This is a genomic window from Planococcus salinus (assembly GCF_003719725.1).
Lineage (GTDB): Bacteria > Bacillota > Bacilli > Bacillales_A > Planococcaceae > Planococcus > Planococcus salinus.
The window spans coordinates 30574-56400 of the sequence record NZ_RIAX01000006.1 but is presented as its reverse complement, the minus strand read 5'-3'; the positions used below and the strand labels follow the sequence as shown (position 1 = coordinate 56400).

The 25827-nt window shown below is 46.1% G+C and carries 24 protein-coding genes and 2 riboswitches; of the genes, 23 read left to right on the top strand and 1 reads right to left on the bottom strand.

Annotation, left to right across the window (positions count from 1 at the left end; translation table 11 throughout):
* Window positions 1–59: 59 nt before the first annotated feature.
* Complete coding sequence (locus tag EEX84_RS09550; RefSeq protein WP_123165413.1) at window positions 60–380, bottom strand: thioredoxin family protein; 321 nt, start codon at window positions 378–380, stop codon at window positions 60–62.
* 450 nt (window positions 381–830) lie between these two features.
* On the opposite strand from EEX84_RS09550, the gene EEX84_RS09545 reads away from it, so the two are divergent.
* From EEX84_RS09545 to EEX84_RS09440, 23 genes are all read left to right on the top strand, one after another.
* Window positions 831–3215 carry a 3-hydroxyacyl-CoA dehydrogenase/enoyl-CoA hydratase family protein gene (locus EEX84_RS09545; RefSeq protein ID WP_123165412.1) on the top strand — a complete coding sequence of 795 codons (2385 nt, stop codon included), beginning with the start codon at window positions 831–833 and terminating at the stop codon, window positions 3213–3215.
* A 28-nt stretch (window positions 3216–3243) separates the two neighbouring features.
* Entirely contained in the window at window positions 3244–4419 is a 1176-nt protein-coding gene (locus EEX84_RS09540) for an acetyl-CoA C-acetyltransferase (RefSeq protein WP_123165411.1), read from the top strand.
* A gap of 116 nt (window positions 4420–4535) precedes the next feature.
* Window positions 4536–6317 (top strand): acyl-CoA dehydrogenase family protein, encoded by a 1782-nt coding sequence (locus EEX84_RS09535; RefSeq protein WP_123165410.1) that lies wholly within the window; start codon window positions 4536–4538, stop codon window positions 6315–6317.
* A 285-nt stretch (window positions 6318–6602) separates the two neighbouring features.
* Window positions 6603–6956 (top strand): arsenate reductase family protein, encoded by a 354-nt coding sequence (locus EEX84_RS09530; protein ID WP_123165543.1) that lies wholly within the window; start codon window positions 6603–6605, stop codon window positions 6954–6956.
* Between the two features lie 78 nt (window positions 6957–7034).
* Window positions 7035–7415 carry a glycine cleavage system protein GcvH gene (gene gcvH / locus EEX84_RS09525; RefSeq protein WP_123165409.1) on the top strand — a complete coding sequence of 127 codons (381 nt, stop codon included), beginning with the start codon at window positions 7035–7037 and terminating at the stop codon, window positions 7413–7415.
* 297 nt (window positions 7416–7712) lie between these two features.
* Entirely contained in the window at window positions 7713–8051 is a 339-nt protein-coding gene (locus EEX84_RS09520) for a toprim domain-containing protein (RefSeq protein WP_123165408.1), read from the top strand.
* Window positions 8052–8055: 4 nt separating this feature from the next.
* Window positions 8056–8364 (top strand): thioredoxin family protein, encoded by a 309-nt coding sequence (locus EEX84_RS09515; protein WP_123165407.1) that lies wholly within the window; start codon window positions 8056–8058, stop codon window positions 8362–8364.
* Window positions 8365–8416: 52 nt separating this feature from the next.
* A riboswitch (SAM riboswitch) is annotated at window positions 8417–8521 on the top strand.
* A gap of 83 nt (window positions 8522–8604) precedes the next feature.
* The gene (locus tag EEX84_RS09510) at window positions 8605–9630 is read left to right on the top strand and encodes a methionine ABC transporter ATP-binding protein (RefSeq protein WP_123165406.1); all 1026 of its coding nucleotides are present in this window, start codon (window positions 8605–8607) and stop codon (window positions 9628–9630) included.
* Window positions 9623–10291: a methionine ABC transporter permease gene (locus tag EEX84_RS09505; protein WP_123165405.1), complete on the top strand. Its 669-nt coding sequence runs from the start codon at window positions 9623–9625 to the stop codon at window positions 10289–10291. Before EEX84_RS09510 ends, EEX84_RS09505 begins: the two co-directional genes overlap by 8 nt.
* Window positions 10292–10343: 52 nt before the next feature.
* Window positions 10344–11189, top strand: a complete 846-nt coding sequence (locus EEX84_RS09500; RefSeq protein ID WP_123165404.1) for a MetQ/NlpA family ABC transporter substrate-binding protein — start codon at window positions 10344–10346, stop codon at window positions 11187–11189.
* A 144-nt stretch (window positions 11190–11333) separates the two neighbouring features.
* Window positions 11334–12521, top strand: a complete 1188-nt coding sequence (locus tag EEX84_RS09495) for a dicarboxylate/amino acid:cation symporter (RefSeq protein ID WP_123165403.1) — start codon at window positions 11334–11336, stop codon at window positions 12519–12521.
* A gap of 201 nt (window positions 12522–12722) precedes the next feature.
* Window positions 12723–12878 (top strand): YuzK family famiily protein, encoded by a 156-nt coding sequence (locus EEX84_RS16595; protein WP_192892945.1) that lies wholly within the window; start codon window positions 12723–12725, stop codon window positions 12876–12878.
* A 264-nt stretch (window positions 12879–13142) separates the two neighbouring features.
* The gene (sufC, locus tag EEX84_RS09490; RefSeq protein WP_338048386.1) at window positions 13143–13928 is read left to right on the top strand and encodes a Fe-S cluster assembly ATPase SufC; all 786 of its coding nucleotides are present in this window, start codon (window positions 13143–13145) and stop codon (window positions 13926–13928) included.
* An 18-nt stretch (window positions 13929–13946) separates the two neighbouring features.
* Window positions 13947–15251 (top strand): Fe-S cluster assembly protein SufD, encoded by a 1305-nt coding sequence (sufD, locus tag EEX84_RS09485; RefSeq protein ID WP_123165401.1) that lies wholly within the window; start codon window positions 13947–13949, stop codon window positions 15249–15251.
* The gene (locus EEX84_RS09480) at window positions 15251–16480 is read left to right on the top strand and encodes a cysteine desulfurase (RefSeq protein WP_123165400.1); all 1230 of its coding nucleotides are present in this window, start codon (window positions 15251–15253) and stop codon (window positions 16478–16480) included. The genes sufD and EEX84_RS09480 overlap by 1 nt, the downstream gene beginning before the upstream one ends.
* Window positions 16470–16910, top strand: a complete 441-nt coding sequence (gene sufU, locus EEX84_RS09475) for a Fe-S cluster assembly sulfur transfer protein SufU (RefSeq protein ID WP_123165399.1) — start codon at window positions 16470–16472, stop codon at window positions 16908–16910. The genes EEX84_RS09480 and sufU overlap by 11 nt, the downstream gene beginning before the upstream one ends.
* Before the next feature lie 20 nt (window positions 16911–16930).
* Window positions 16931–18328, top strand: a complete 1398-nt coding sequence (gene sufB / locus EEX84_RS09470) for a Fe-S cluster assembly protein SufB (RefSeq protein ID WP_123165398.1) — start codon at window positions 16931–16933, stop codon at window positions 18326–18328.
* 191 nt (window positions 18329–18519) lie between these two features.
* The gene (locus EEX84_RS09465) at window positions 18520–18705 is read left to right on the top strand and encodes a hypothetical protein (RefSeq protein ID WP_123165397.1); all 186 of its coding nucleotides are present in this window, start codon (window positions 18520–18522) and stop codon (window positions 18703–18705) included.
* A 253-nt stretch (window positions 18706–18958) separates the two neighbouring features.
* Window positions 18959–19819, top strand: coding sequence for a DUF72 domain-containing protein (locus EEX84_RS09460; protein WP_123165396.1), 861 nt, complete (start codon window positions 18959–18961; stop codon window positions 19817–19819).
* A complete protein-coding gene (locus EEX84_RS09455; RefSeq protein WP_123165395.1) occupies window positions 19819–20646 on the top strand; it encodes a sulfite exporter TauE/SafE family protein in 828 nt (275 codons plus the stop codon). Before EEX84_RS09460 ends, EEX84_RS09455 begins: the two co-directional genes overlap by 1 nt.
* A 14-nt stretch (window positions 20647–20660) precedes the next feature.
* Window positions 20661–22004: a bifunctional metallophosphatase/5'-nucleotidase gene (locus tag EEX84_RS09450; RefSeq protein ID WP_123165394.1), complete on the top strand. Its 1344-nt coding sequence runs from the start codon at window positions 20661–20663 to the stop codon at window positions 22002–22004.
* A 246-nt stretch (window positions 22005–22250) separates the two neighbouring features.
* Window positions 22251–22432, top strand: a riboswitch (Lysine riboswitch).
* 106 nt (window positions 22433–22538) lie between these two features.
* Entirely contained in the window at window positions 22539–24116 is a 1578-nt protein-coding gene (locus EEX84_RS09445; RefSeq protein ID WP_123165393.1) for a Na+/H+ antiporter NhaC family protein, read from the top strand.
* A gap of 186 nt (window positions 24117–24302) precedes the next feature.
* Window positions 24303–25823 (top strand): sodium-dependent transporter, encoded by a 1521-nt coding sequence (locus EEX84_RS09440; protein ID WP_123165392.1) that lies wholly within the window; start codon window positions 24303–24305, stop codon window positions 25821–25823.
* Window positions 25824–25827 lie beyond the last annotated feature (4 nt).

Below are 25827 nucleotides of genomic sequence, written 5' to 3'. Positions count from 1 at the left end.
ATTGAACACCTCATTTTTTTACATTTATTATAACGCAAACAAAAAGAATAGGCTGCTGCCTACTCTTTTTGGTCTGCCAAGAATTCTGTGACGGATTCTGGTGTTTTTGCGTTGGCACTGTGAAGATGAGCTGTTTTTTCACCGTTTTTGAAAATCAGCAAACTTGGAATCCCCATGACTTCATATTTTTCAGCGACATCCGGTAATTCATCCCGATTCACGTCAAACCATTTGTATTGGCTGTATTCTTCCATAATCGGATCGATGAACATGTCCATCCGTCTGCAATCCGGGCACCAGCCGGCCTGGAACTTAACGATGACCGGTTCGTCGCTTTCAATTACTTGGTTGAATTGGTCGTTGGTAATAATAGGTTTCAAAAAAATCGCCTCCTGTTTCTATCGTCTTTACAAGTTGAACTAATTATCTTCACTTACCGATATTCCGCAAACCAGCAGCGCAGCGATGCAGGAGCAGTACGTTCTTCTCCGCTGTTTTGCTCCATATCTTTTATGAAAAACAGTGAAATAACATATACTCGCTTATTGGCTGATACTTTCTTAGCACCGGCGCGTTCACGGGCAGGACTGAGCTATGCTCAAAGTGGCCGAATCGGTGAAGAAAAGTGAATGTCTTTCGTTCAACTCATCTAGTGTAACGCGCCAAGAAGAAATGGGAAAGAAATTAAACCAGGGCAGAGATTTTTTTATCGCTTAAATATTGCGAAAATAGAAGAAATAGCTTACACTAAAAAACATAGAGAGCGTTCTATTTTTTTAACGTAAAAATGAATGAGTATTCATTCAAAAAAATTCAAGGAGGATTTGTTCATGCCATACCAAATAAAAAAAGCAGCGGTGCTCGGCTCAGGTGTCATGGGATCGGGGATTGCGGCACACCTTGCAAACATCGGCATTCCGGTGCTGTTGCTTGATATCGTTCCGCGTGAATTATCGAAAGAAGAACAGGCAAAAGGTTTGTCGCTCGAAGACAAAGCTGTCCGTAACCGGATTGCCTCCGGCTCCGTGCAAAAATTGCTCAAACAAAAGCCGGCACCGCTGACTTCGAAAAAAAACCTGCAGCTGATTACACCAGGCAACCTGGAAGATGATCTGGAACAGCTGAGCGAAGTGGATTGGATCATTGAAGTCATCGTTGAAAATCTGGATATCAAAAAATCGCTTTATGAAAAAATAGATGGAGTCAGAAAACCGGGGACCATCATTTCTTCCAATACTTCGGGAATCAGCATCAACGCAATGGCTGAAGGACGTTCTGAAGACTTTCAAAAGCATTTTCTCGGTACACATTTCTTCAATCCGCCGCGCTATTTGAAATTGCTTGAAGTGATTCCGGCGAATACAACAGCGCCTGAAGTGGTTGACTTTATGTCGGAATTCGGAGAAGACCGTCTTGGCAAAGGTGTCGTAATCGCGAAAGATACGCCGAACTTCATTGCCAACCGGATTGGAACTTATGGATTATTGGTGACGCTTCGGGAAATGCAGAATCGCGGGTACTCCATTGGTGAAGTGGATTCGGTAACCGGACCGCTGATTGGCCGGCCAAAATCAGCGACATTCCGCACGTTGGATGTAGTGGGCCTTGATACGTTCATGCACGTGGCGAAAAATGTCTATGACCAAACTTCCGGCGAAGAACAAAAAGTCTTCGAAGCTCCGTCATTCATGGAGAAAATGATTGAAAATGGCTGGTTGGGTGCAAAAAGCGGCCAAGGATTCTTTTTGAAGAAAGACAAGGAAATTCTGGAATTGGATCCGGAGACGCTGGAATACCGCCCTGCCGGCAAGTTGAAAACGCCTTCACAGGAACAGGCGAAACAGCAAAAAGGATTTGCTTCTAAAATGAAAACATTGGTATATGCAGACGACCGGACGGGGGAATTGCTGTGGAATATCCTTTCTCCAGTCATGCGTTATTCAGCGGAGCTGAACGGGGAAATTGCCGACGACATCGTGGCAATCGACAATGCGATGAAATGGGGCTTTGGATGGAACTACGGCCCATTCGAAACATGGGATGCGATTGGTGTCCAAAAATCAGTGGAGAAAATGAAACAGGACGGACAGGAAATTCCGGCTTTTGTCCAGCGTCTTTTGGATGCAGGACACGAAAGCTTCTATAAAGAACAAGACGGCGATTTGCTGTTTTTTGACGGATCGGACTATCAGTCGGTGCCGGTCAATGAAAAAGTGATTGATTTGAAGCGCTATAAGAAAAAGCATGGCGTCATCAAATCAAATTCTGGCGCCAGTTTGATCGACCTCGGTGATGGTATTGCATTGCTTGAATTCCATTCACAATCAAATGCCATCGGGTTGGATATTTTACAGATGATCAATTTTGCCGTCGACGAAGTGGAAAAAAACTTCAAAGGGCTTGTGATTGGAAACCAGGGCAAGAACTTCTGTGTAGGCGCCAACCTCGGCATGATTTTGATGGAAGCTCAGGACGATAATATTTTTGAACTGGATTTCACGGTCAAAACTTTCCAAAATGCCATGATGAAGATTAAATACAGCACGAAACCTGTGGTAGCAGCGCCATTTGGCATGTCACTCGGCGGCGGTGCGGAAGTGGCACTTCCTGCAGCACACATCCAGGCTTCGATGGAAACGTATATGGGCTTGGTGGAAGCCGGCGTCGGCCTGGTTCCCGGCGGTGGCGGAAACAAGGAATTGTACATCAAACACTTGAAAGGTCTGCCGAACGGTGTCACGGTCGATTACCAGAACATAGCGAACAAAGTGTTCGAATCGATTGCGATGGCAAAAGTGTCAACTTCTGCAGAAGAAGCGAGAGAAAACAATTTCCTCAGCTTTGTGGATGGCATCAGTGTCAACAGCGATCATTTGATCTATGACGCAAAACAGGCGGCTCTGGCATTGTATGAAAATGGCTACCAGGCGCCGTTGCGTGAAAAAGTGCCGGTCACCGGCGAACCCGGATACGCTACTTTATTGCTGGGAGCGGAAGGTATGTTCTTATCGGGATACATCAGTGAATACGATTTAAAGCTTGCCAAAAAATTGGCGTTTGTCATAGCCGGCGGAAAAGTTCCATACGGCACAGAAGTGGATGAGCAATATCTGCTCGACTTGGAGCGGGAAGCATTCCTGAGTTTAGTGGCGGAACCGAAAACACAGCAGCGCATGCAGCATATGCTGATTAAAGGAAAACCGTTACGCAACTAATCGCTGGAGAAAAAGGGAGGAAACAACTATGCGCGAAGCAGTAATCGTGGCCGGGGCTCGGACTCCGGTCGGAAAAGCGAAAAAAGGTTCTCTTGCCACAGTGCGGCCGGATGATTTTGGAGCACTGGTAGTCAGGGAAGCATTAAAACGTGCGGGCGGTTATGATGGTCCGATCGATGATTTGATCATGGGATGTGCAATGCCTGAAGCGGAACAGGGGATGAATATTGCCCGTAATATCGGCGCACTGGCCGGATTGCCGGATACAACGCCTGCCGTCACCATCAACCGTTTTTGCTCTTCAGGTCTGCAATCCATTGCATTTGCAGCAGAGCGGATCATGGTTGGACATGCAGAAGCCATCATTGCCGGCGGCGTGGAATCGATGAGCATGGTTCCAATGATGGGCAATGTACTGCGTCCTAATGCGAAATTGGCAGAAACAGCTCCTCAATATTATATGAGTATGGGCCATACAGCCGAACAAGTGGCGACACAATACGGCGTCAGTCGTGAAGACCAGGACGCATTTTCCGTCCGTTCCCATGAAAAAGCGGCGGCAGCCATTGAAGCCGGACATTTCGATGAAGAAATTGTACCGGTTGAAGTGACCAAACGTTTTGTCGATGACAACAATAAGTACCAGGAAAAAACGTTTATGTTTGAGAAGGATGAAGGAGTTCGTCACGGCACTACCATCCAGACACTGAACAAATTGCGTTCGGCGTTTTCAGCAAGAGGAACGGTTACAGCCGGGAACTCTTCACAGACATCGGACGGTGCCGGTGCATTGCTGGTGATGGACCGCGAAAAAGCGGAGTCGCTTGGCTTGAAGCCAATTGCGAAATTCCGTTCATTCGCTACTGGCGGCGTGCCTCCTGAAGTGATGGGCATTGGCCCGGTAGTCGCCATTCCGAAAGCCCTGAAACTCGCCGGATTGGAAATCAATGACATCGACGTCTGGGAATTGAACGAAGCGTTTGCTTCCCAGTCACTGGGAGTTATCCGGGAACTTGGGTTGGATATCGATAAAGTGAATTTGAACGGCGGTGCCATCGCATTGGGTCATCCACTCGGTGCCACTGGATCCATTTTGACATTGAAGATGATGAGTGAGCTGAAGCGCCAAGGAAAACAGTTCGGCGTCGTCACGATGTGCATAGGCGGCGGAATGGGCGCAGCAGGCGTCTTTGAAATGCTGTAAAAATATGAGCTGAATTTGAACAATGATATTCCGCCAAACAGCTTCGCTGTTTTGCTCCATATCATTTCTTCTCTCTTTAATTGAAAAATGCAGCGAAAAAATAGGAGGAAATTAAAATGGCAGAAGAAAAAACATTGATCAAAGGTGGAGGTTTTTTAATCGAAGAGGCGGATTTGTCCCGCGTTTTCACGCCCGAAGATTTTACGGAAGAGCATAAAATGATTGCCAAAACGACAGAGGAATTTGTGCACACGGAAGTGCTGCCGGTTGTAGAGAAATTGGAAAACCATGAATTCGACCATTCTGTCCGTTTATTGAAATCTGCGGGTGAGCTTGGGTTATTGGGAGCTGATGTTCCTGAACAATATGGCGGCTTGGGGCTGGATAAAATTGCGTCCGCTTTGATTGCTGAGAAGATGTCAGTTGCAGGTGGATTCTCCATCACTCACGGTGCCCATGTAGGAATCGGTTCATTGCCGATCGTCTTATTCGGCAACGAAGATCAGAAACAGAAATACCTGCCGGTTCTGGCGACAGGTGAAAAAATTGCAGCCTATGCATTAACTGAGCCAAGCTCAGGGTCTGATGCACTTGGAGCCAAAACTACAGCGAAACTGAACGAAGAGGGAACTCATTATGTCCTGAACGGTGAAAAGCAATGGATTACCAATGCCGGCTTTGCGGATGTATTTGTGGTATATGCGAAAATCGATGGCGAGCAATTCTCTGCATTTATCGTAGAACGTGAATTTGACGGTGTATCCGTTGGTCCTGAAGAGAAAAAGATGGGCATCAAGTCTTCTTCCACTCGCACATTGATCCTGGAAGATGCCAAAGTGCCGGTGGAGAACCTGCTGGGAGAAGCAGGGCGCGGACACATTATCGCGTTCAACATCCTGAACATCGGCCGTTACAAATTGGGCGTGGGCACAATCGGCGGTTCAAAACGAGCACTGGAATTGACCATCCCTTACACAAACCAGCGCCAGCAGTTCAAGACACCTATTTCATCGTTTAATCTGACACGTGAAAAGTTGGCTTCCATGGCTTCCCGTCTGTATGCGGTGGAAAGTTCCGTGTACCGTACGGTCGGACTTTTTGAAGATCGCATGAGCGGATTTACAGAGGAAGAACATGCCAACGGAAAATTGGTGGCCGACTCGATTGCCGAGTTTGCGATTGAGTGTTCCATGAACAAGTTCTTCGGTACAGAAACGCTGGATTACATTGTTGATGAAGGGGTTCAATTGCATGGTGGCTACGGTTTTATGCAGGAATATGAAATCGAGCGCATTTACCGCGACTCGCGCATCAACCGTATCTTTGAAGGAACCAACGAAATCAACCGTTTGCTGGTTCCTGGCACATTGCTTCGGAAAGCCATGAAAGGTGAACTTCCGCTGTTGCAGCATGCTGAAAAACTGCAGGAAGAGCTTCTGATGATGATGCCGGAAGAAGTTGGCACAGAAGCGTTGGAGCAAGAGAAATATCTGGTGAAAAACGCCAAGAAAATTGCTTTGCTGGCAGCAGGGCTTGCAGCTCAGCGCTACGGCAAAAAGCTTGAAACCGAGCAGGAAGTGCTCGTCAATGTTGCGGATATCATCAGCAACGTTTTCGCGATGGAATCCGTCGTCCTGCGTACGCAAAAAGCGATTGAAGCTTCAGGAGAAGAAAAAGCAAAGCAAAAACTTCTGTATACGCAGATTTACTGCCAGGAAGCTTTTGATGCCATCGAACGGGATGCCAAAGAAACGCTGCTGGCAGCAGTCGAAGGCGACAACCAGCGCATGATGCTTTCTGCTCTGCGGAAGCTGACGCGTTCAACTCCTTACAACGTTATTGATAAAAAGCGTCAAGCGGCAGTCAAGCTGATTGAAGCGGAAAAATATATCGTCTGATCTGAAAAGACGCCACAGTGCATTGTGCTGTGGCGCTTTTTTTATGACCGTTGAGCAGACGAGGGAAGCGCTGAGCGATTGGTTGACCATTTTCGAGGAAAGTGTGAAAAAATGCTGAGCGCACATTAATTGCAACCAGCGTGCATAACCGCAATTCACAAGCTGGAACATCTTCCGGCGAACGGAAAACTGATTCATGCAGCAGAAGAAAACTTGCATATTCACTTTGAAACATCGACCCGGGACGACGCTTTTGATAAGCTGAAGTACGAGGAGGTTGATAAAATGATTACATATTATGCATACCCGAAATGCGGCACTTGCCGAAAAGCGAAAAAATGGCTGGAGGAAAACGGCGTTGCATTTAACGAAGTGCACATCGCTGAAAATCCACCATCGAAAACAGAGTTGAAAAAGATTCATCAGACCAGCGGCTTGGAACTGAAAAAGTTTTTTAATACGAGCGGCATGAAATACCGGGAACTGGGTTTGAAAGACAAGTTGCCGGAAATGACCGATGAGGAGAAGTTGGAGCTATTGTCATCAGATGGCATGCTGATCAAGCGTCCGATCGCTTTTGATGGCGAAAAAGTGACTGTCGGATTCAAGGAAGCCGACTACGAAAATACTTGGCTGTAAACGCCTCGGCATCTTGTCTTTTGCAAAGGGTTATGTCAAACTGAGATTGAGCATACTACATATTTTGGAGGCGTTTGGATGAGCACACCAGAAGAACTTCGTTATTCAAAAGAACACGAATGGGTAAAAGTGGAAGGCGGCACTACGCGTGTCGGCATCACACATTTCGCGCAGGCGGAACTGGGAGATATTGTTTTTGTTGAGCTTCCACAAGTTGGAGACGAGTTGAAAAAAGATGAACCGTTCGGCAGCGTTGAATCTGTTAAAACCGTGTCAGAGCTTTATGCGCCTGTGAGCGGTAAGGTAGTGGAAGTCAACACAGAGCTGGAAGACAGCCCTGAATTTGTCAATGAATCCCCTTATGAAAAAGCCTGGATGGTCGTAATCGAATCACCGTCGGAAGAAGAAGTCGGCGAATTGATGACAGCGGAACAATACAAGGAAATGATTAACGAATAAGTCATGAAAAGCGCCGGATTTCTGGCGCTTTTTTTGATAGACGGTTCGGTTGTACAGCAAGCCGAATGTCTTGCAGTAAACGCCGGTTTCCTTCTATCATAGAAGAGTGATTACTGTACCGAAATGAAAAGATGCCAAGCTTTACTTAATGTCCAGACTCCAGCACCCAGCCCCTCGAGTCGCTTCAGCCTTTCCGTCAATGGCAAAGAACGCCATTACCGGCAAGGCTTCCAGCGCTTGTCAGGGCTACACGGGCGCTTACGCTTTTCTTTATAAAACTCGACGGGGTGTTGACTCATGGAAAAAGTGATTGTGGTCGAAGGAATTTCAGATAAAAGCAGGATTGCTCCTCTTATTGCAGAACCCGTAACCATTATCTGCACAAATGGTACAGTGAGCGCCACCAGGCTTGAAGAATTGCTGCTGCCTTATGAAGGGCTGGACATCATCATTCTCGTGGATGCTGATAAATCAGGAGAACAACTGCGGAAACTGGTGAAACGGGAATTCCCCGAAGCCCGGCATTTCTATGTCAACCGCAATTACAAGGAAATCGCCGCGACACCGATCCGGATATTAATCGATGTGCTCATCGCTGCCAATGTCCGGGTCAATAAGATTGTAACCGAGGGATGAAACCATGAATGAATGGACACATAAAGATTGGATAAAAGAAAAGAACATCAACAAAGCCACAGCTTACTATCTATACACGCCCATGTGCGGAACGTGCCAAGTCGCTTCTAAAATGATGGGAGTGGTAAAAGAGCTGGTGCCGGATCTTCCGATTGGAAAAGCCAATTTGAATTACGTACAGGAAATTGCAGGGTTGTACGAAGTGGAAAGCGTGCCGTGTCTGCTGATTACAGAAAACGGCAAACTAAAAGAAAAGATCTACGCTTTTCAGTCGGTTCCTTATTTATATAAAAAGTTAAAATCAGTTGACTGACATACTCAGCCATGATAAATTATAGCTCTGTACAACAACTGTATATCATAAACTCTTATTGAGAGAGGTGGAGGGAAGTGCCCGACGAAGCCCGGCAACCGTCATGAAAATGAAATGGTGCCAATTCACACAAAGCGAAAGCTTTGGAAGATGAGAGATTGGTTTTCGTATACGAGACGTAACCCTTCTGCTCACATTCATGCAGAAGGGTTTTTTATTTTGAAGTAGGAGTGTAAGCGAATGATTGAGCTAAAGCAACTGACGAAGATATTTGATACCGGCAAAGGTTCATTAACAGCCGTCGACCATGTTAACTTATCGATAGCGACCGGTGAAATTTTCGGCATTATCGGCTACAGTGGAGCGGGGAAAAGTACTTTGATCCGTTTATTGAATGGATTGGAACAACCCACTTCCGGCACAGTCCAGATCAACAAACAAAATATTACGGACAGCAAAGGTTTGGAGCTCCGGAAAGCGCGTCAGAAAGTCAGTATGATTTTCCAGCATTTTAATCTGTTATGGTCCCGCACAGTGAAAGAAAATATTGAATTTCCGCTTGAAATTGCAGGCGTACCCAAACAGAAACGGCAAGCGCGGGTGTCGGAACTGGTGGAACTGGTCGGTTTGACAGGCCGTGAAAATGCATATCCATCGCAGCTGTCGGGCGGTCAAAAGCAACGTGTGGGTATCGCCCGGGCGCTTGCCAACGAGCCGGAAGTACTGCTTTGCGACGAAGCCACATCTGCTTTGGACCCGGAAACAACGGACGCCATCCTGGACTTGCTGGTCGATATCAATAAGCGCCTTGGCTTGACGATTGTCCTGATTACACATGAAATGCATGTCATCCGGAAAATCTGCCACCGTGTGGCCGTAATGGAAGGCGGTAAAGTAGTGGAACTCGGTGACGTGCTGGAAGTTTTTCAATCACCGAAAGAAGAAATTACAAAACGCTTTGTTGCTCAAGTGACTGAAAAAGAAGACTCACACGAAACGATCAAACATCTCCGGGAATTGTATCCAACCGGCGAACTGGTCAAATTGATCTTTATCGGAGACCAGGCAGAGCAACCGATTCTGACGAAATTGATCCGCAATTTTCCGGTCGAAGTGAACATTGTCCAAGGTGATATCGCTCATACGCAACGTGGGGCCTATGGAACGTTGATCTTGCAAATCAAAGGAGAGCCGGAACAGATTGCCGGCGCCATACAGTTTCTCGAAGTTGAGAATGTGCAGACGGAGGTGATGGCAAATGCTTGAGTCATTATTTCCAAACGTCGATTGGGACAGCATGTGGGAAGCGACTGTAGAGACCTTGTACATGACAGCCATGTCGACATTGTTCACCTTTGTGATCGGTCTGGTCCTTGGAATCATTCTGTTTCTGACGGCTCCCCGGCAATTATGGGCCAACAAAGTCGTCAATTGGCTGACGGGCGCATTCGTGAACATTTTCCGTTCGATCCCTTTCATCATCCTGATCATTTTGCTGATTCCGTTTACAAAGTTTTTAATTGGTACGATCCGTGGACCGAATGCGGCTTTGCCGGCTTTGATCATCGGTGCGGCACCGTTCTATGCACGAATGGTGCTGATCGCCTTGAAGGAAATCGACAAAGGCGTCATTGAGGCAGCCCGTTCGATGGGAGCCACAACAAAAACAATTATTTTGAAAGTATTGCTACCGGAGTCGAAACCGGCGCTGATTTCCGGTATTACCGTGACGGCCATCGCGCTTGTCGGCTATACGGCGATGGCTGGAATCATCGGGGCCGGGGGTCTCGGAACATTGGCGTTCCTTGATGGTTTCCAACGCAGCCGGGAAGATGTAACTTTAATGGCAACAATTCTTATTCTCGTGATTGTATTCGCGATTCAGTTTATAGGAGATTTCCTGACGACAAAAGCTGACAAACGGTAGTAACGGGCAATCCGTTCACACATAAAAAACACAACAAGGGGAGAGTTATGACATGAAGAAATTTTTAACAGGTACAGCATTGACCGCTTTGGTCCTCGCAGGATGCGGAAGCGACACAGAGACTGAAGATACCAGCACAGAGAATGGCGGGACGACCGAAGAAGAAACAAGCACGTTGACAGTCGGTGCTTCCAACGTTCCACATGCTGAAATTTTGGAGCAGGCGCAGCCGATTCTTGAGGAACAGGGCATTGAATTGGAAATCGAGACCTACCAGGACTATGTCCTGCCAAATGAAAATTTGGAATCCGGTGAAATAGACGCCAACTATTTTCAGCATATTCCTTACCTGGAATCACAAATTGCAGACCATGGCTATGAGTTTGAAAACGCCGGTGGCATTCATATAGAACCGATCGGTGTTTATTCGCAGAAGCATGAATCTCTGGAAGACTTGCCGGAAGGTGCGGTTATCCTGATGAGCAACTCAGTTGCAGACCACGGCCGTATTTTGTCGATGCTGGAAGCACAAGGGTTGATCACACTTGAAGAAGGTGTTGAGAAAACAGCTGCCGAAGTAAGTGATATTGCCGAAAACCCGAAAAATTTGGAGTTCGATGCAAATTACGAAGCGGCTCTGCTTGTTCAAATGTATGAATCCGATGAAGGTGACGCGGTGTTGATCAATTCCAACTACGCGATTGATGCAGGGTTGAACCCGTTGGAAGATGCCATTGCTCTTGAAGATTCTGATTCTCCATACGTCAACGTCATTGCCGTACGTTCTGGGGATGAAGAAAATGAGAACATCCAAACGCTGGTCGAAACACTTAAATCTGAAGAAATTCAAAACTTCATTCTGGAAGAATGGGGCGGCGCGGTAGTACCCGTCGACTGATAAAAAGCATCCGAGAGGATGCTTTTTATTTATTTGAAATAATATTAATATTCCGGGTTTTCGTCGGTATCTATCTTCCTCAATGACAATGTGCTATTTTAAGATAATTAAAGAAACAGATGTTCATTTGAGGGGGACATATACATGAAAATCAAATTCGGTTTATTGCCCAGAATCATCGTCGCTATCGCGTTGGGTGTGACAATCGGTTCGATAGCACCGGAATGGCTCGCCAGGTTGTTTGCGACTTTTACGACTATTTTCGGGAACTTCCTGAATTTTGTCGTGCCACTGATCATTATCGGCTTTATCGCTCCAGGAATTGCGAAACTGGGAACAGGGTCCGGGAAGCTGCTTGGTTTCGCCACAGCTGTCGCTTATGCTTCCACAATCCTGGCAGGTGTGCTGGCTTTTTTGGCCGCGACATCGATTCTACCGTTCTTTATGAGCGGAGGATCGCTCAGTGGAATTGAAGATCCTGAAAAAGCATTGGCCACCACATTCATCGAATTAGACATGCCGCCTGTATTCGGTGTTATGACGGCTTTGATCCTGGCGTTTTTGTTGGGTCTTGGCATGGCAGCGACTGCCAGCCGGACCATGCTGTCATTTTTCAATGAGTTCCAGGCAATTATTGAGAAAACGATTTCCTTTATTATTATTCCATTATTGCCTTTTTACATTTTCGGTATTTTCGCCAATATGGCATACGGCGGAGCTGTCGCAGAAATTCTGTCGCTGTTTGCGGTTGTGTTTGTCCTGATTCTTGCCTTGCACTGGCTCATGCTGCTGGTGCAATATACGGCTGCAGGTTCACTGAACAGAAAAAATCCACTCGCAATGCTGAAGACCATGATGCCTGCTTATTTTACAGCGCTCGGCACACAGTCCTCAGCTGCGACGATTCCGGTCACGCTTCGTCAAACACGTCAAACCGGCGCCAGCGAAAGAGTAGCGGACTCCACGGTTCCATTATTCGCCACCATCCATTTATCGGGCAGTACGATCACGCTTGTGACATGTGCCATCGGTGTCATTATTTTAACGGGGCAGAGTGCTGAATTCGTCGACTTCCTGCCGTTCATAATGATGCTTGGAGTTACCATGATTGCGGCACCGGGAGTTCCAGGAGGAGCTGTTATTGCAGCTCTCGGCTTGCTGGAAGTTATGCTGGGCTTTGATGAAACCATGCTGGCATTAATGATTGCCCTTTACATGGCACAGGATAGTTTTGGCACGGCTGCTAATGTGACAGGCGATGGCGCTTTATCCAACATCGTCGACCGCTTTTCAGCCAAGGAAAAAGCAGCAGACAACGAAATATCTTCATAGAACAAAGAAAAGACCTCCTTTGCATTGCTGCAAACGGAGGTCTTTCAATATTTACCAAAAAGTAAGAAAATATAACTGTTTTTTGAATAGTTAAAAATTTTGGGTGTTTATACAGAAAAATATTGGGTATAATAGTTTTGAGGCAAATTAAGAAAGGAATGGTTTATTATCGAAAACCAAGGAATTGAGAAGCCCGAAAACATGGAGCATGCGTTCCGGAGCAAACATGGAATTGGAATGGATGAATACCAAAATGACCCGAACAAATTGATAGAAGTGGAACAGCGGAGAGACCGTGAGTATGAACAGGAACAACGAATCGTATCGCGTTTTCGTTCAACAGAATCACATCAGTAATATATAGAATGACAGCCAGCGCCCATAAGCGCTGGTTTTTTTATTGAATTCGATTCTCAATTAGAAAACTTTTATTGAAAATAAAAAAATAGTATAATCAGTAACAGCAGCTGAAAATTCCCTTGGAAATTCAGTATTTTAAATTGTTCATATATCTTTTCACCAATCGGTTTAATGATTTGCCAGTAGAATCAATATCGGTTAAGATTAGAATGATACTAATTAAAGAATGGTTTTTCCATTCTATATTAATTTTATGGAGGTATTTACATGTCAACTTTGGTCATCCAGGATTTACACGTTGAAATCGAAGGGAAAGAGATTTTAAAAGGTGTAAACTTAACAATTAATACGAGCGAAATTCATGCCATCATGGGGCCTAACGGGACAGGGAAATCGACTCTGGCATCTGCTATCATGGGGCATCCAAAATATGAAGTAACATCAGGTTCCATCACTCTTGACGGAGAAGACGTCTTGGAAATGGAAGTGGACGAGCGCGCTCGCGCCGGTCTATTCCTTGCTATGCAGTACCCAAGTGAAATTTCTGGGGTAACCAATGCCGACTTCATGCGTTCAGCTATGAATGCGCGCCGCGAAGAAGGCGATGAAATTTCATTGATGAAATTCATCCGTGAATTGGACAGCAAAATGGATATCCTTGACATGGATCAGGATATGGCTCAACGCTATCTGAACGAAGGTTTCTCAGGCGGGGAAAAGAAACGCAACGAAATCCTTCAATTGATGATGATCAAACCGACAATCGCAGTATTGGATGAAATTGACTCAGGACTTGATATTGATGCCTTGAAAGTCGTTTCAGAAGGGATCAACCAAATGAAAGGCGAGAACTTCGGCTGCTTGATCATCACCCACTACCAACGCCTGTTGAATTACATCACTCCGGACCACGTTCATGTGATGATGCAGGGCCGCGTAGTTAAATCGGGTGGAGCAGAGCTTGCTCATAAATTGGAAGCTGAAGGCTACGACTGGATTAAAGCAGAACTCGGAATTGAAGACGAGACTGTAGGACAAGAAGCATAATTGGAAGGGGAGACTACCGTGACGGTTGAAACAAACAAGAAAATGACCGAGCAGGACGTGCGCTCCTTCTCGGCTTCGAAATCAGAACCGGAAGAATTTACTGAACTGCGTGTGAAGGCCCTGGCGGCTGCAGAAGCGTTGCCATTGCCGAAACCGGATAAAACAAAAATCATCAATTGGAATTTCACTGAATTTCCTGTCCATGCGACAGAAAGTTCGACTTATTCTTCACTGGAAGAACTTCCGGAAGAAGTGAAGTCGGTCGTTGATTTAGACCAGAAAAACCTTTATATACAGCACAACAATACACCGGCTTATACAGCTCTTTCTGAAGATTTGAAAGAGAAAGGTGTAATTCTTACGGATATATTCACAGCGATTCGCGAACACAGCGAATTAGTGGGCAAATATTTCATGACAGAAGCGGTGAAAGCCGAAGAGCACAAATTGACGGCACTTCATGCAGCGCTTCTGAATGGCGGCGTCTTCCTCTATGTTCCGAAAAACGTAGTGATCGAAGATCCGATTCAAGTGGTTTTCCTGCACGATGACGAAAACGCTTCTCTCTTTAACCACGTATTGGTGGTTGCGGATACAAGCAGTAAAGTCACGTATGTAGAAAATTATTTCTCGACTGTGCCTGAAGCCAAAGGATTGGCCAATATTGTGTCAGAAGTCTTTGCACAAGACAATGCACAAGTCACTTACGGAGCTGTAGATGTACTCGCAAAAGGTTTCACCACTTATGTGAACCGGCGTGGAGTTGCTGCCCGTGATGCACAAATCGAATGGGCGCTTGGCATGATGAACGACAGCGACACGATTTCAGACAACACCACTTATTTGATCGGCGACAATTCTGTCGGCGACACGAAAACGGTGGTCGTTGGCCGCGGATCACAAAAACAGAACTTTACGACACAAGTCATTCACTGGGGTAAAAACTCAGACGGCCAAATCCTGAAGCATGGCGTCATGAAAGATTCCGCTTCTTCCATTTTCAATGGTATCGGCAAAATCGAACATGGAGCGACAAAAGCGAATGCGGAACAGGAATCGCGCGTCTTGATGCTGAGCCCTGGAGCCCGTGGCGATGCCAATCCGATTTTGTTGATCGATGAAGATGATGTAACTGCAGGACACGCAGCTTCAGTCGGAAGAGTCGATCCATTGCAGCTCTATTACTTGATGAGCCGCGGAATCACAAAACAAGAAGCTGAACGTCTTGTTATTCACGGCTTCCTGGCACCGGTTGTAAACGTGCTGCCAATCGAAGGCGTTAAAAAGCAATTGACGGAGGTTATCGAAAGGAAAGTCCGCTAATGATCAATCAAGAGATAAAGAGCTATTTCCCAATATTGAATCAGGAAATCAACGGGCATCCGCTCGTTTATCTGGACAGCGCAGCAACTTCTCAAAAGCCTGTCCAAGTGATCGAAGCATTGAAAAAGTATTATGAATTCGACAATTCGAATGTGCATCGGGGCGTTCATACGCTCGGCAACCGGGCTACCGAACATTACGAAGGTGCACGCGAAAAAGTCCAAAAATTCATCAATGCCGATTCAACAGAAGAAATTGTCTTTGTACGGGGCACTACGACCGCCATCAATACAATTGCCCAAAGTTACGGAAGAGCCAATGTAGAAGAAGGTGACGAAATTGTCATCACCTATATGGAGCATCATTCCAACATCATTCCGTGGCAGCAATTGGCCAAAGAACGCGGAGCTATTTTGAAATACGTGGAACTTGAAGAAGATGGAACGATTTCATTGGAACAAGTGCGCGCGGCCGTGACGGAACGGACGAAAATTGTTTCGATGGTATACGTGTCGAATGTATTGGGGACCATGAATCCAGTGAAAGAAGTTGCGCAGATTGCCCATGAGAATGGAGCAGTTCTTGTAGTGGACGGAGCTCAGGCAGCTCCTCATCTGAAGATTGATGTGCAGCAGCTGGATTGTGATTTCTTTGCCTTTTCAGGACATAAGATGTGCGGTCCAACAGGCATCGGTGTCATGTACGGCAAGAAAGCCTTATTGAACAATATGGAACCGGTCGAATTCGGCGGTGAAATGATTGATTTCGTCGGCTTGTACGACTCGACCTGGAAAGAACTTCCGTGGAAATTTGAAGGCGGAACACCGATTATTGCAGGTGCTGTCGCTTTGGGAGCGGCCATCGATTTTCTCAATGAAATCGGCCTCAATGAAATAGAAAAACATGAACATGAAATGGCAGCTTATGCAATGAATGAAATGCAGCAGATTAAGGGCCTCGACATTTACGGACCCAAAGACCCGGGCAAACGGGCAGGGATTGTCACCTTTAATCTGAAAGAAGTGCATCCACACGATGTTGCAACGGTGCTGGACATGAGCGGGATCGCGGTCCGTGCAGGTCACCATTGTGCTCAGCCGTTGATGAAATGGCTGGATGTTACTGCTACAGCACGCGCAAGTTTCTATCTTTACAATAACGAGGCGGATGTAGACCGTCTGGTGGAAGGTTTGCGTTCTGCAAAGGAGTATTTTAGCGATGTCTTTTAATAATTTGGATCAACTTTATCGCCAAGTCATTATGGACCATTACAAAACACCACGGAACAAAGGTTCACTTGAAAACGACAACATCAATATCGAAATGAACAATCCGACTTGTGGCGATCGTATTCAACTGACGCTTCAAGTCGAGGAAGGCATTGTCAAAGATGCCAAGTTTGATGGTGAAGGCTGTTCCATTTCCATGGCTTCAGCTTCCATGATGACCCAGGCAGTCAAAGGAAAAGACGTGGAGACAGCACTTCGATTGTCCAAAACGTTTTCTGACATGATGCTCGGCAAAGAGTATGATGATTCGATCGATTTAGGGGATATCGAAGCATTGCAGGGCGTCTCCCAGTTTCCTGCACGGATCAAATGTGCCACACTTGCATGGAAAGCCATGGAAAAAGGTGTACAAAACGAAGAAAAATCGTAACTTAGAACGGAGGAACGACGATGGCTAAAAAAATGCCAGAAATCGGCGATTACAAATATGGGTTTCATGATAAAGACGTATCGATTTTCAGATCACAGCGTGGCTTGACAGAAGATATTGTCAGAGAAATCTCGAAAATCAAAGAAGAACCTGAGTGGATGCTCGATTCACGTTTGAAAGCTCTTAAATTGTTTTATTCCATGCCTATGCCACAATGGGGCGGCGACTTAGGAGCTCTTGATTTTGATGAAATCACGTATTACGTGAAACCATCAGAAGCAAGCCAGACTTCATGGGATGAAGTTCCTGACGAAATCAAACAGACGTTTGACAAATTGGGAATTCCCGAAGCAGAACAAAAATACTTGGCAGGTGTTTCAGCTCAGTACGAGTCGGAAGTTGTGTACCACAACATGAAAGTTGAACTTGAAGACATGGGCATCATCTTTAAAGATACAGATGCGGCACTTCGTGAAAACGAAGACTTGTTCAGAGAAAACTTCCAAACGGTTATTCCAGCAGCAGACAATAAGTTTGCGGCATTGAACACAGCAGTTTGGTCAGGTGGATCTTTCATCTATGTTCCACCGGGTGTAAAAGTGGAGTCTCCGCTTCAAGCCTATTTCCGGATCAACTCGGAAAATATGGGGCAGTTTGAACGCACGCTGATTATTGTAGACGAAGGCGCAAGCGTTCACTACGTGGAAGGCTGTACAGCTCCAGTTTACACAACTAACTCACTGCACTCGGCAGTCGTTGAAATCATCGTGAAAAAAGATGCGTATTGCCGTTATACAACCATCCAAAACTGGGCAAATAACGTGTATAACCTGGTGACAAAGCGTGCTTTCGTTGATGCCAACGGCACAATGGAATGGATCGACGGCAACATCGGCTCTAAACTCACCATGAAATACCCGGCTGTCTACCTGCGCGGCGAAGGCGCCCGCGGAATGACACTTTCCATTGCAATCGCAGGGAAAGGACAGCACCAGGATGCAGGAGCGAAAATGATTCACTTGGCTCCGAATACTTCTTCTTCGATTGTTTCGAAATCCATTTCGAAGCAAGGCGGGAAAGTATCATATCGCGGAATTGTCCGTTTCGGACGCAAAGCAGACGGTGCTCGTTCGAACATCGAATGCGATACGCTGATCATGGACAACCAATCAACTTCCGATACGATTCCTTACAATGAAATCATGAATGACAATGTTTCATTGGAGCACGAAGCGAAAGTTTCAAAAGTATCCGAAGAGCAACTGTTCTATCTGATGAGCCGTGGTGTTTCTGAGCAGGAAGCGACAGAAATGATCGTCATGGGCTTTATCGAGCCATTCACGAAAGAACTGCCGATGGAATATGCAGTTGAAATGAACCGTCTTATCAAGTTTGAAATGGAAGGTTCAATCGGTTAATAAGCTATCAAGCCCTTGGCATGACTCAGTTCATGCTAAGGGCTATTTTTATGGTTGGATTTTTCATTACGCTGGTTTTATTCTGCTGCGGCTTCCTATAAGTGGCGCGGTCCAGCAAGACGGTGCAGTTTCATAATTCACGCAGAGGGTATACAACTTACGAAGAGATAATTCGAGGAGGTTTTTTGCAAATGAGTCAAACATTTGATGCGTTGAAAGAAAAAATCAGTAATGCGGACATGAGCCAGGCGAAAGAAATAATCGGACAAGTCAAAGAAGCTTATGCGGATGGAAAAATTGATGAAAACGAAAAGAACGAGCTGATGGAAACTGCGAAATCCAAGCTTGGCGGCGGAGGCCTCGGCGGATTGTTCTAAGAAATTGAAACGAAAAGGCAGCAAACAAATAACCTTTGGCGTCCTGTGGGGATGCCAAAGGTTATTTTGATGCGTTTTTCAACAAGCTTTCATAAAAACTCCTAAAGAAAATGTCTATTCCGGAAACGGGAACCGGGCAGAAGAGGATGGGTTTTGCGAAAAAATCACCGTACCTGTAAAGAACGCCTTTAAAAAAGGACGTTCCATTTTTTCTATGCTATCATGAAATAATAACGGTATTGGAGGCAGAACGATGATATACGTTGGGTTAACGGGCTGGGGCGACCACCCCGATGTCTATAGTCCGGGGTCAAAGAAAACAGAAAAGCTGATTGACTACAGTGCTCATTTTCCGATCGTCGAATTGGATTCCTCATTTTATGCGGTGCAACCGGAGCGCAACATTCGGAAGTGGATAGAAGAAACGCCGGAAGCTTTTCAATTCGTCGTAAAGGCGTATCAGGGAATGACCGGCCATCAAAGGGGCGAAAATCCGTTTGAAAGCAGGGAAGCGATGTTTGAGGCCTACATCCGGTCGATACGTCCATTAAAAGAAGCCGGGAAATTGGCGATGGTGCTGTTGCAATTTCCGCCCTGGTTCGATTGTACGAAAGAAAATGTTGAACAGCTCAAAGAGGCGGCCGGTAAGCTGCACGAGTTTGACGTGGCCGTGGAATTCAGGCACCAATCCTGGTATGCGCCTGATTTGAAAGAAAAAACCATTGATTTTTTAACCGACCACAACCTGATTCATTCTGTCTGTGATGAGCCTCAGGCAGGAGAAGGGTCCATTCCATTTGTGCCGATTCCTTCGCGGAAAGACAAAGTACTGGTCCGTCTCCACGGCCGCAATGTCCACGGTTGGCTCAATCCCGGAAACGCCCAAAAATGGCGGGAAGTGCGCTATTTATATGACTACAACCAGCAGGAACTTGCAGAAATCAGCCGGGCGGTTCAGTCTTTAAACAAAAGCGTCGATCAGGTCTATGTCATCTTCAATAATAATTCCGGTGGCCATGCGGCGGGCGACGCAAAGGAGTTCCAGCAGATGAATGAACTGGAGTTTGAAGGCCTTTCTTCGAAACAGATGGACTTGTTCGAAGGAGGATTTTGATGGAATTCTTTTTAATGGCCTTTGTCGGGTTGGTGGCAGGCGTGGTCGGATCGTTGATCGGCCTGGGAGGAGGCGTGATCCTAGTTCCTTCCTTATTGTTTCTGGGAACTACCTATGCTTTTTTTCCTGAGCTATCCCCCCAGAAAATTGTCGGTTTGTCCGTTGTGATGATGATTTTCACAGGCCTGTCTTCAACTTTGGCTTATATGAAAGTTAAAACGGTGGATTACCGCAGCGCATTTATCTTCTTTCTGGGAAGTGCCCCTGGAACTATTGTCGGTGCATTTATCAACAAAGGCCTGGATTTGCCTTCTTTCAATTTATATTTTGGTCTTTTAATGGTATTTCTGGCGGTTTTATTGATGGTCAGAAACAAGCTTCCCGCTGTCCGTTGGTTCGTGGAAAACGGGAAAACGTATAGCTTTACGGACAATATGAAGAAAGAGTATATTTATGGATACCCCATTTGGTTTGCATTGTTGCTGACGTTTTTTGTCGGCCTCGCTTCCGGCTTGTTTGGGATTGGTGGCGGTTCGATTATTGTGCCTGCCATGATATTGTTGTTTTTGTTCCCGCCTCATGTAGCAGTGGGAACATCAATGCTCATGGTCTTTTTGTCCGCCATTGTCAATTCAGTGACCCACATTTCGTTGGGCAATGTGCCCTGGATCTATACATTGGTGGTTGTACCCGGAGCCTATATCGGGGCAAAAATAGGCGCAGCCCTCAACAGCAGACTCAAATCTGAAACCCTGGTGATGATTTTACGCCTGGCACTGATTGTGTTCGGCTTACGTTCGATATATGAAGGATTATTCAGTTCCTAAAGAGGTGTATTATTGTGAGTGAAGTGATTCATATTTATCATACAAATGATTTGCACAGCCACTTCGCCAACTGGCCGAAGATCAAAGCGTTATTGAAAGAACGGAGACGCTGGCATGAAGAAGAAGGAGATGCGTGCCTGGTTCTTGACATCGGGGATCATGTTGACCGCTCGCATCCTTTTACGGAAGGGACTGCAGGAAAAGGCAATGTCGAGATGCTGAATGAGGCAGTTTACGATGCGGTGACCATCGGAAATAACGAAGGCATCACTTTATCAAAAGAAGAATTGAACGATTTGTATGTACAGGCAGATTTTGATGTGATTGTAGGAAACCTGTTTGATCAGAAAGGTGACCGGCCGGAATGGGCAAAGCCCTATCAGATCATCAAAACCACTGGAGGCACCCGCATTGGCCTGGTGGGAGCCACAGCGGATTTCACACCGTTCTATAAACGCCTCGGCTGGCAATTGACCGATGGAAAAGAAGCCGTCCTTCAAGCGGTGGAGGAAATCAAAGACCGGACGGATTTGATCATTTGTCTGTCGCATCTGGGGATCAAAGAAGATGAATACCTGGCGGAACTGTGCCCTGATATCGATGTTTTACTTGGTGCGCATACACATCATATATTCCAAAAAGGGAAAGAAATCGGAAAGACTTTACTGGGGGCGGCTGGAAAGTTCGGTTATTATATCGGTCATATCACCATTGACCTGGCAGACCAGTCAAAAACCGCTTATTTGATTGAAACAGCGAACCTTCATGCGATCGATGATTCCTATAACGATTCGCTTTTGGAACAAGGGAAGCAGCAGATGAATGACATAGTCTTTTACAACGAAGAACCATTAAGGGCGGAATGGTTCGGACATTCGCAGTTGGCTGAACTGTTTGGCCAATCGCTGATGGAACTGATGAAAGCGGATTGTGCTTTGTTTAATGCAGGTATTTTCGTGGAAGGGATGCCGCAGGGAGAAGTGACAAGTTATGATTTCCATAGAATGCTGCCGCATCCGATCAATCCCTGTTTGGTGGAATTGAGTGGCGCCGAATTGAAAGAAATCTATCTTCAATCCTTAAATGAAGATTGGCCTCACCTGGAACTTAAAGGAATGGGCTTTCGCGGCGTAATTTTTGGGAAAATCGTCCACATTAACCTGAAGATGGTCGATCGACGCCTGTATATCGGCGATCAGCTCCTCATCCATGACAAAATCTATCGTTTAGCCACTTTGGATCTGTTCACTTTTGGTTATTTTTTCCCGTCGTTAAAGCGGGCGAAAAAAACCTATTTCATGCCCGAGTTTCTGCGGGACGTATTCAGTGATTTCTTCCACAGTAAAGCCCTGAAATGAAGCTTTGTCATATCCTGTAACTGGTTTTTCTATGAAAAAAGCAAAGAATCCCTCGCGCAATTTCTGGCTGCTGACAACAGGATGTCCTGTTCAACGGCTGCGTGCCTGCGCCTTGTGGACCGAAAGCGACGCTGGTTCGTGGACACCACCCATTTATATAACAATAGAATAAAAAGAATATTTTACGAAATTGAAAGAGGCTTGATTTTGAAACAGACGTGGGCTATGCTAACAGGGAATTATATATTTCTGGGTAGAGGCTGCAGGGCTGATCAGTAAGATGCGCTCATATGACGAAAGAAAACGCATCTGAAAGGGAGTTTTGCCGAAGCTTGTGTTCCTCCGTCAAAAGGAAGACAGGCTGGGGGCATCTTGAATAAGGATGTCACTGTCATTTATGCACGCATAAATGGTGAGCTACAGGCTTGTTTGAGGGTTCGACCACACAAACGAATTGTAGAAGGCTGATGTATCCGCTTGGAGACGTCAGCCTTTTTTGCTTCTCTACCCGAAAGAGACTGGAGGAATCATAACATGGAAAACACGATTTTTTCGATACTGCCGCCCATTATTGCGATCGTCATGGTGTTATTGACGCGGAAGGTATTGTTGTCGCTTGGTACAGGTATCGTCGTGGCGGCATTCATCCTGACTTCTTTTTCGCCGCTGGAGGCATTGCAGGAACTCTTTACTTCTTTTGCGGTGACTTTCTGGGATGAAGGATTTAATGCATACAACGTCTTCATCATTTTGTTCTTATTATTGCTTGGCGTCATTACAGCCTTTGTCAGCTTGTCTGGAGGCAGTCACGCCTTTGCAGAATGGGCAACCACCCGCGTTAAGTCCAGGAGGGGAGCGAAAGTACTCACGGTTTTTCTGGGTATCGTGATTTTTATCGACGACTATTTCAATGCATTGACAGTCGGTCAGGTGGCCCGTCCCATTACCGACCGCTACAAAGTTTCAAGAGCAAAACTGGCTTACTTTATCGACTCCACTGCAGCGCCTGTCTGCGTCGTTTCTCCCGTATCCAGTTGGGGAGCAGCCATCATCGGAATGATTGCGACGATTCTGGCTGGACAGACTTTTGTGGAATATTCGGCGCTGGAAGCATTCTTGTGGATGGCTCCGATGAATTTTTATGTAATTGCCGCTTTGGCCATCGTCTTCTTTGTGGCCATTCGCGATGTTGACTTTGGAGAAATGAAGAAACATGAAAAGGCGGCGATTGAAAACGGTCAGTTGTTCGATCCCGAAAAAATAATTCCGGGGGAATTGAAAGAAGAATTTCCAAGCCATTCACATGGACGGGTACGGGATCTTCTTTTGCCGATCTTGCTGTTGATTGCCGGCACTGTAGCGGCAATGATTTGGACAGGCTACCAAAACGCCGGACAGGTTTTTGACATCTGGCTGATTTTTGAAAGTACCGATGTTCCATTGTCTCTTCTCGTGGGTGGTCTTCTTGGGGCCATCACTTCCATCGTCCTTTACTTGATGCAAATGAAAGTGAATAAAACAGCGAATGCCGGCTGGATTGGCAAAGGCATTTGGGCAGGAATCAAATCGATGACAGGAGCTGTATTGATATTGATTTTTGCCTGGTCGCTGACGTATCTGATCGCCGGCTTGGAGACGGGAGAATACCTTGCCGGTGTCGTTACTGCATCCAACATGCCGACAGCCGTTCTGCCGGTTCTGCTGTTTCTCCTTGCGGGAGTCATGGCTTTCTCGACAGGCACTTCCTGGGGGTCTTTCGGGATTCTCCTGCCGATTGCCGGAACAATCATGGCACAGGCAGAACCTGAATTATTATTGCCGGCGTTGTCGGCCGTGTTGGCCGGAGCTGTTTTCGGTGATCATTGCTCACCGATTTCAGACACGACAATCTTATCTTCCACAGGAGCTGGCAGCAACCATATGGACCATGTCGTGACGCAATTGCCGTATGCGCTTCTTGCAGCAGCCATTGCTTCAGTCGGGTATATTGTCATGGGCATCACTGAATCGTTGGGCTGGTCCCTTGGAGCAGTGGCGATTATCCTTTTGCTGCTGTTTGTGGGTTGGTCAAAACGCACAACTCTTCTTGAAAAACAAGCCAATACACGCTGACAGAAAGCGGAGAACTTTGTTCTCCGCTTTTTTGCTGCGAAAAATCATCTGAAAATATTTCAGAAACTGTCTTTACTTAAGACATTAGCATCGGTATACTATGCTTAAAGTAACAAATTATCTGAATAGAAACAAACTTCCTACTTTTCTGCTAGAAAATTGGGAAAAAACAAAGGGGGAGAAATAATGGAACGTTCGACATGGGGCACGCGAGCTGGGTTTATTATGGCCGCTGTCGGTTCGGCAGTAGGATTGGGGAACATTTGGCGTTTTCCGTATGTGGCCTACGACAATGGTGGAGGAGCATTTTTTATACCGTACTTATTCGCTCTGTTAACCGCAGGGATCCCGATTCTTATTTTGGAATTCACCATTGGGCACAAATACCGTGGATCAGCGCCTTTGTCGTTTTTCCGGATGAGCGGTAAAAAACTCGAATGGATGGGATGGTGGGCGATACTCGTCTCGTTTGTCATTTCCGTTTATTACGCGGTCATCATCGCATGGGCGATGCGCTATACGATCTTTTCAATTAACCAGGCATGGGGAACGGATACGGAAACCTTTCTGTTTTCCGATTTTCTGCAGTTAACTGTTGAACCGGGGCAAACCGGTTCCATCGTGTGGGGGATTTTTATCCCACTGGCGATTGTCTGGATTATCACACTCGGAATTTTGGCTGCCGGTGTTAAAAGAGGAATCGAAGCGGCAAACCGTATTTTCATTCCGACACTGGTTGTCATTTTCCTGATCATTGTCATTCGTGCAGTAACTCTGGAAGGAGCGGGACTTGGATTGACCGCTTTCTTCGAACCGAATTTTGATGCCATTATGGACCCGTCGGTTTGGGTGGCAGCCTACGGGCATATTTTCTTCAGTTTATCGATCGCCTTTGCGATTATGATTACGTACTCCAGTTATTTGCCGAAAAAATCGGATATTACGAATAACGCATTTATCACCGGCTTTGCAAACTCCAGCTTTGAATTGCTGGCTGGTATAGGTGTATTCGCAGTACTTGGGTTCATGGCTGCTCAATCAGGTGACGCAGTGGCAGATGTTGCGACAGCGGGTGTCGGTTTGGCATTTGTGGTATTTCCAGCCATCATCAATGAATTTCCAGGATTCAATGGACTTTTCGGGGTCTTGTTCTTCTTATCTTTAACGATTGCCGGCCTGACTTCACTGATGTCAATCACAGAAACATATGTGGCAGGTATTTCCGAGAAATTTGGGACTTCCCGCACGAAAGCGGTCTTGGTTGGTGGCGGCCTTGCAGCGCTGATCTCTATTTTATTCGCAACACAAGGCGGGTTATTCTTCCTGGATTTGGTCGATTACTATATCAACCAGTTTGGAGTAGCTGCAATTGGCTTGGTGGAAGTAATCATGATTGCATGGGTTTTCCGGAAGTTGGATACCCTAAAAGACCATGCGAATCCGCTTTCAGATATTCAACTGGGCGGATGGTGGAAAATCAGTCTGGGTGTCATCACGCCTATCGTCCTCGGTTACATGATGTTTGGCTTGCTGAGAACGAATATTCTTCAGCAGTTCGACACCGAAACCGGAAACTATGAAGGCTATTCCGATATGTTCGTCTTAACCGGTGGCGTTGCTGTAGCTGCTGCAGCACTCATTCTCGGAATTTTGTTCTCACTCGGCAAATGGCATAAAGACCATGCCCGCTTTGATGAAGAAAACTAAAGGA

Excerpts from the sequence above, each read along its gene's own strand:
- EEX84_RS09540 (WP_123165411.1), top strand. The coding sequence starts at position 3,244 with ATGCGCGAAGCAGTAATCGTGGCCGGGGCTCGGACTCCGGTCGGAAAA.
- EEX84_RS09520 (WP_123165408.1), top strand. The coding sequence starts at position 7,713 with ATGGAAAAAGTGATTGTGGTCGAAGGAATTTCAGATAAAAGCAGGATT.
- EEX84_RS09480 (WP_123165400.1), top strand. The coding sequence starts at position 15,251 with ATGATCAATCAAGAGATAAAGAGCTATTTCCCAATATTGAATCAGGAA.
- EEX84_RS09530 (WP_123165543.1), top strand. The coding sequence starts at position 6,603 with ATGATTACATATTATGCATACCCGAAATGCGGCACTTGCCGAAAAGCG.
- sufB (WP_123165398.1), top strand. The coding sequence starts at position 16,931 with ATGGCTAAAAAAATGCCAGAAATCGGCGATTACAAATATGGGTTTCAT.
- gcvH (WP_123165409.1), top strand. The coding sequence starts at position 7,035 with ATGAGCACACCAGAAGAACTTCGTTATTCAAAAGAACACGAATGGGTA.
- EEX84_RS09455 (WP_123165395.1), top strand. The coding sequence starts at position 19,819 with ATGGAATTCTTTTTAATGGCCTTTGTCGGGTTGGTGGCAGGCGTGGTC.
- EEX84_RS09465 (WP_123165397.1), top strand. The coding sequence starts at position 18,520 with ATGAGTCAAACATTTGATGCGTTGAAAGAAAAAATCAGTAATGCGGAC.
- sufU (WP_123165399.1), top strand. The coding sequence starts at position 16,470 with ATGTCTTTTAATAATTTGGATCAACTTTATCGCCAAGTCATTATGGAC.
- EEX84_RS09515 (WP_123165407.1), top strand. The coding sequence starts at position 8,056 with ATGAATGAATGGACACATAAAGATTGGATAAAAGAAAAGAACATCAAC.
- EEX84_RS09460 (WP_123165396.1), top strand. The coding sequence starts at position 18,959 with ATGATATACGTTGGGTTAACGGGCTGGGGCGACCACCCCGATGTCTAT.
- EEX84_RS09495 (WP_123165403.1), top strand. The coding sequence starts at position 11,334 with ATGAAAATCAAATTCGGTTTATTGCCCAGAATCATCGTCGCTATCGCG.
- EEX84_RS09500 (WP_123165404.1), top strand. The coding sequence starts at position 10,344 with ATGAAGAAATTTTTAACAGGTACAGCATTGACCGCTTTGGTCCTCGCA.
- EEX84_RS09445 (WP_123165393.1), top strand. The coding sequence starts at position 22,539 with ATGGAAAACACGATTTTTTCGATACTGCCGCCCATTATTGCGATCGTC.
- EEX84_RS09535 (WP_123165410.1), top strand. The coding sequence starts at position 4,536 with ATGGCAGAAGAAAAAACATTGATCAAAGGTGGAGGTTTTTTAATCGAA.
- EEX84_RS09505 (WP_123165405.1), top strand. The coding sequence starts at position 9,623 with ATGCTTGAGTCATTATTTCCAAACGTCGATTGGGACAGCATGTGGGAA.
- EEX84_RS09510 (WP_123165406.1), top strand. The coding sequence starts at position 8,605 with ATGATTGAGCTAAAGCAACTGACGAAGATATTTGATACCGGCAAAGGT.
- EEX84_RS09545 (WP_123165412.1), top strand. The coding sequence starts at position 831 with ATGCCATACCAAATAAAAAAAGCAGCGGTGCTCGGCTCAGGTGTCATG.
- EEX84_RS16595 (WP_192892945.1), top strand. The coding sequence starts at position 12,723 with ATGGAGCATGCGTTCCGGAGCAAACATGGAATTGGAATGGATGAATAC.
- EEX84_RS09440 (WP_123165392.1), top strand. The coding sequence starts at position 24,303 with ATGGAACGTTCGACATGGGGCACGCGAGCTGGGTTTATTATGGCCGCT.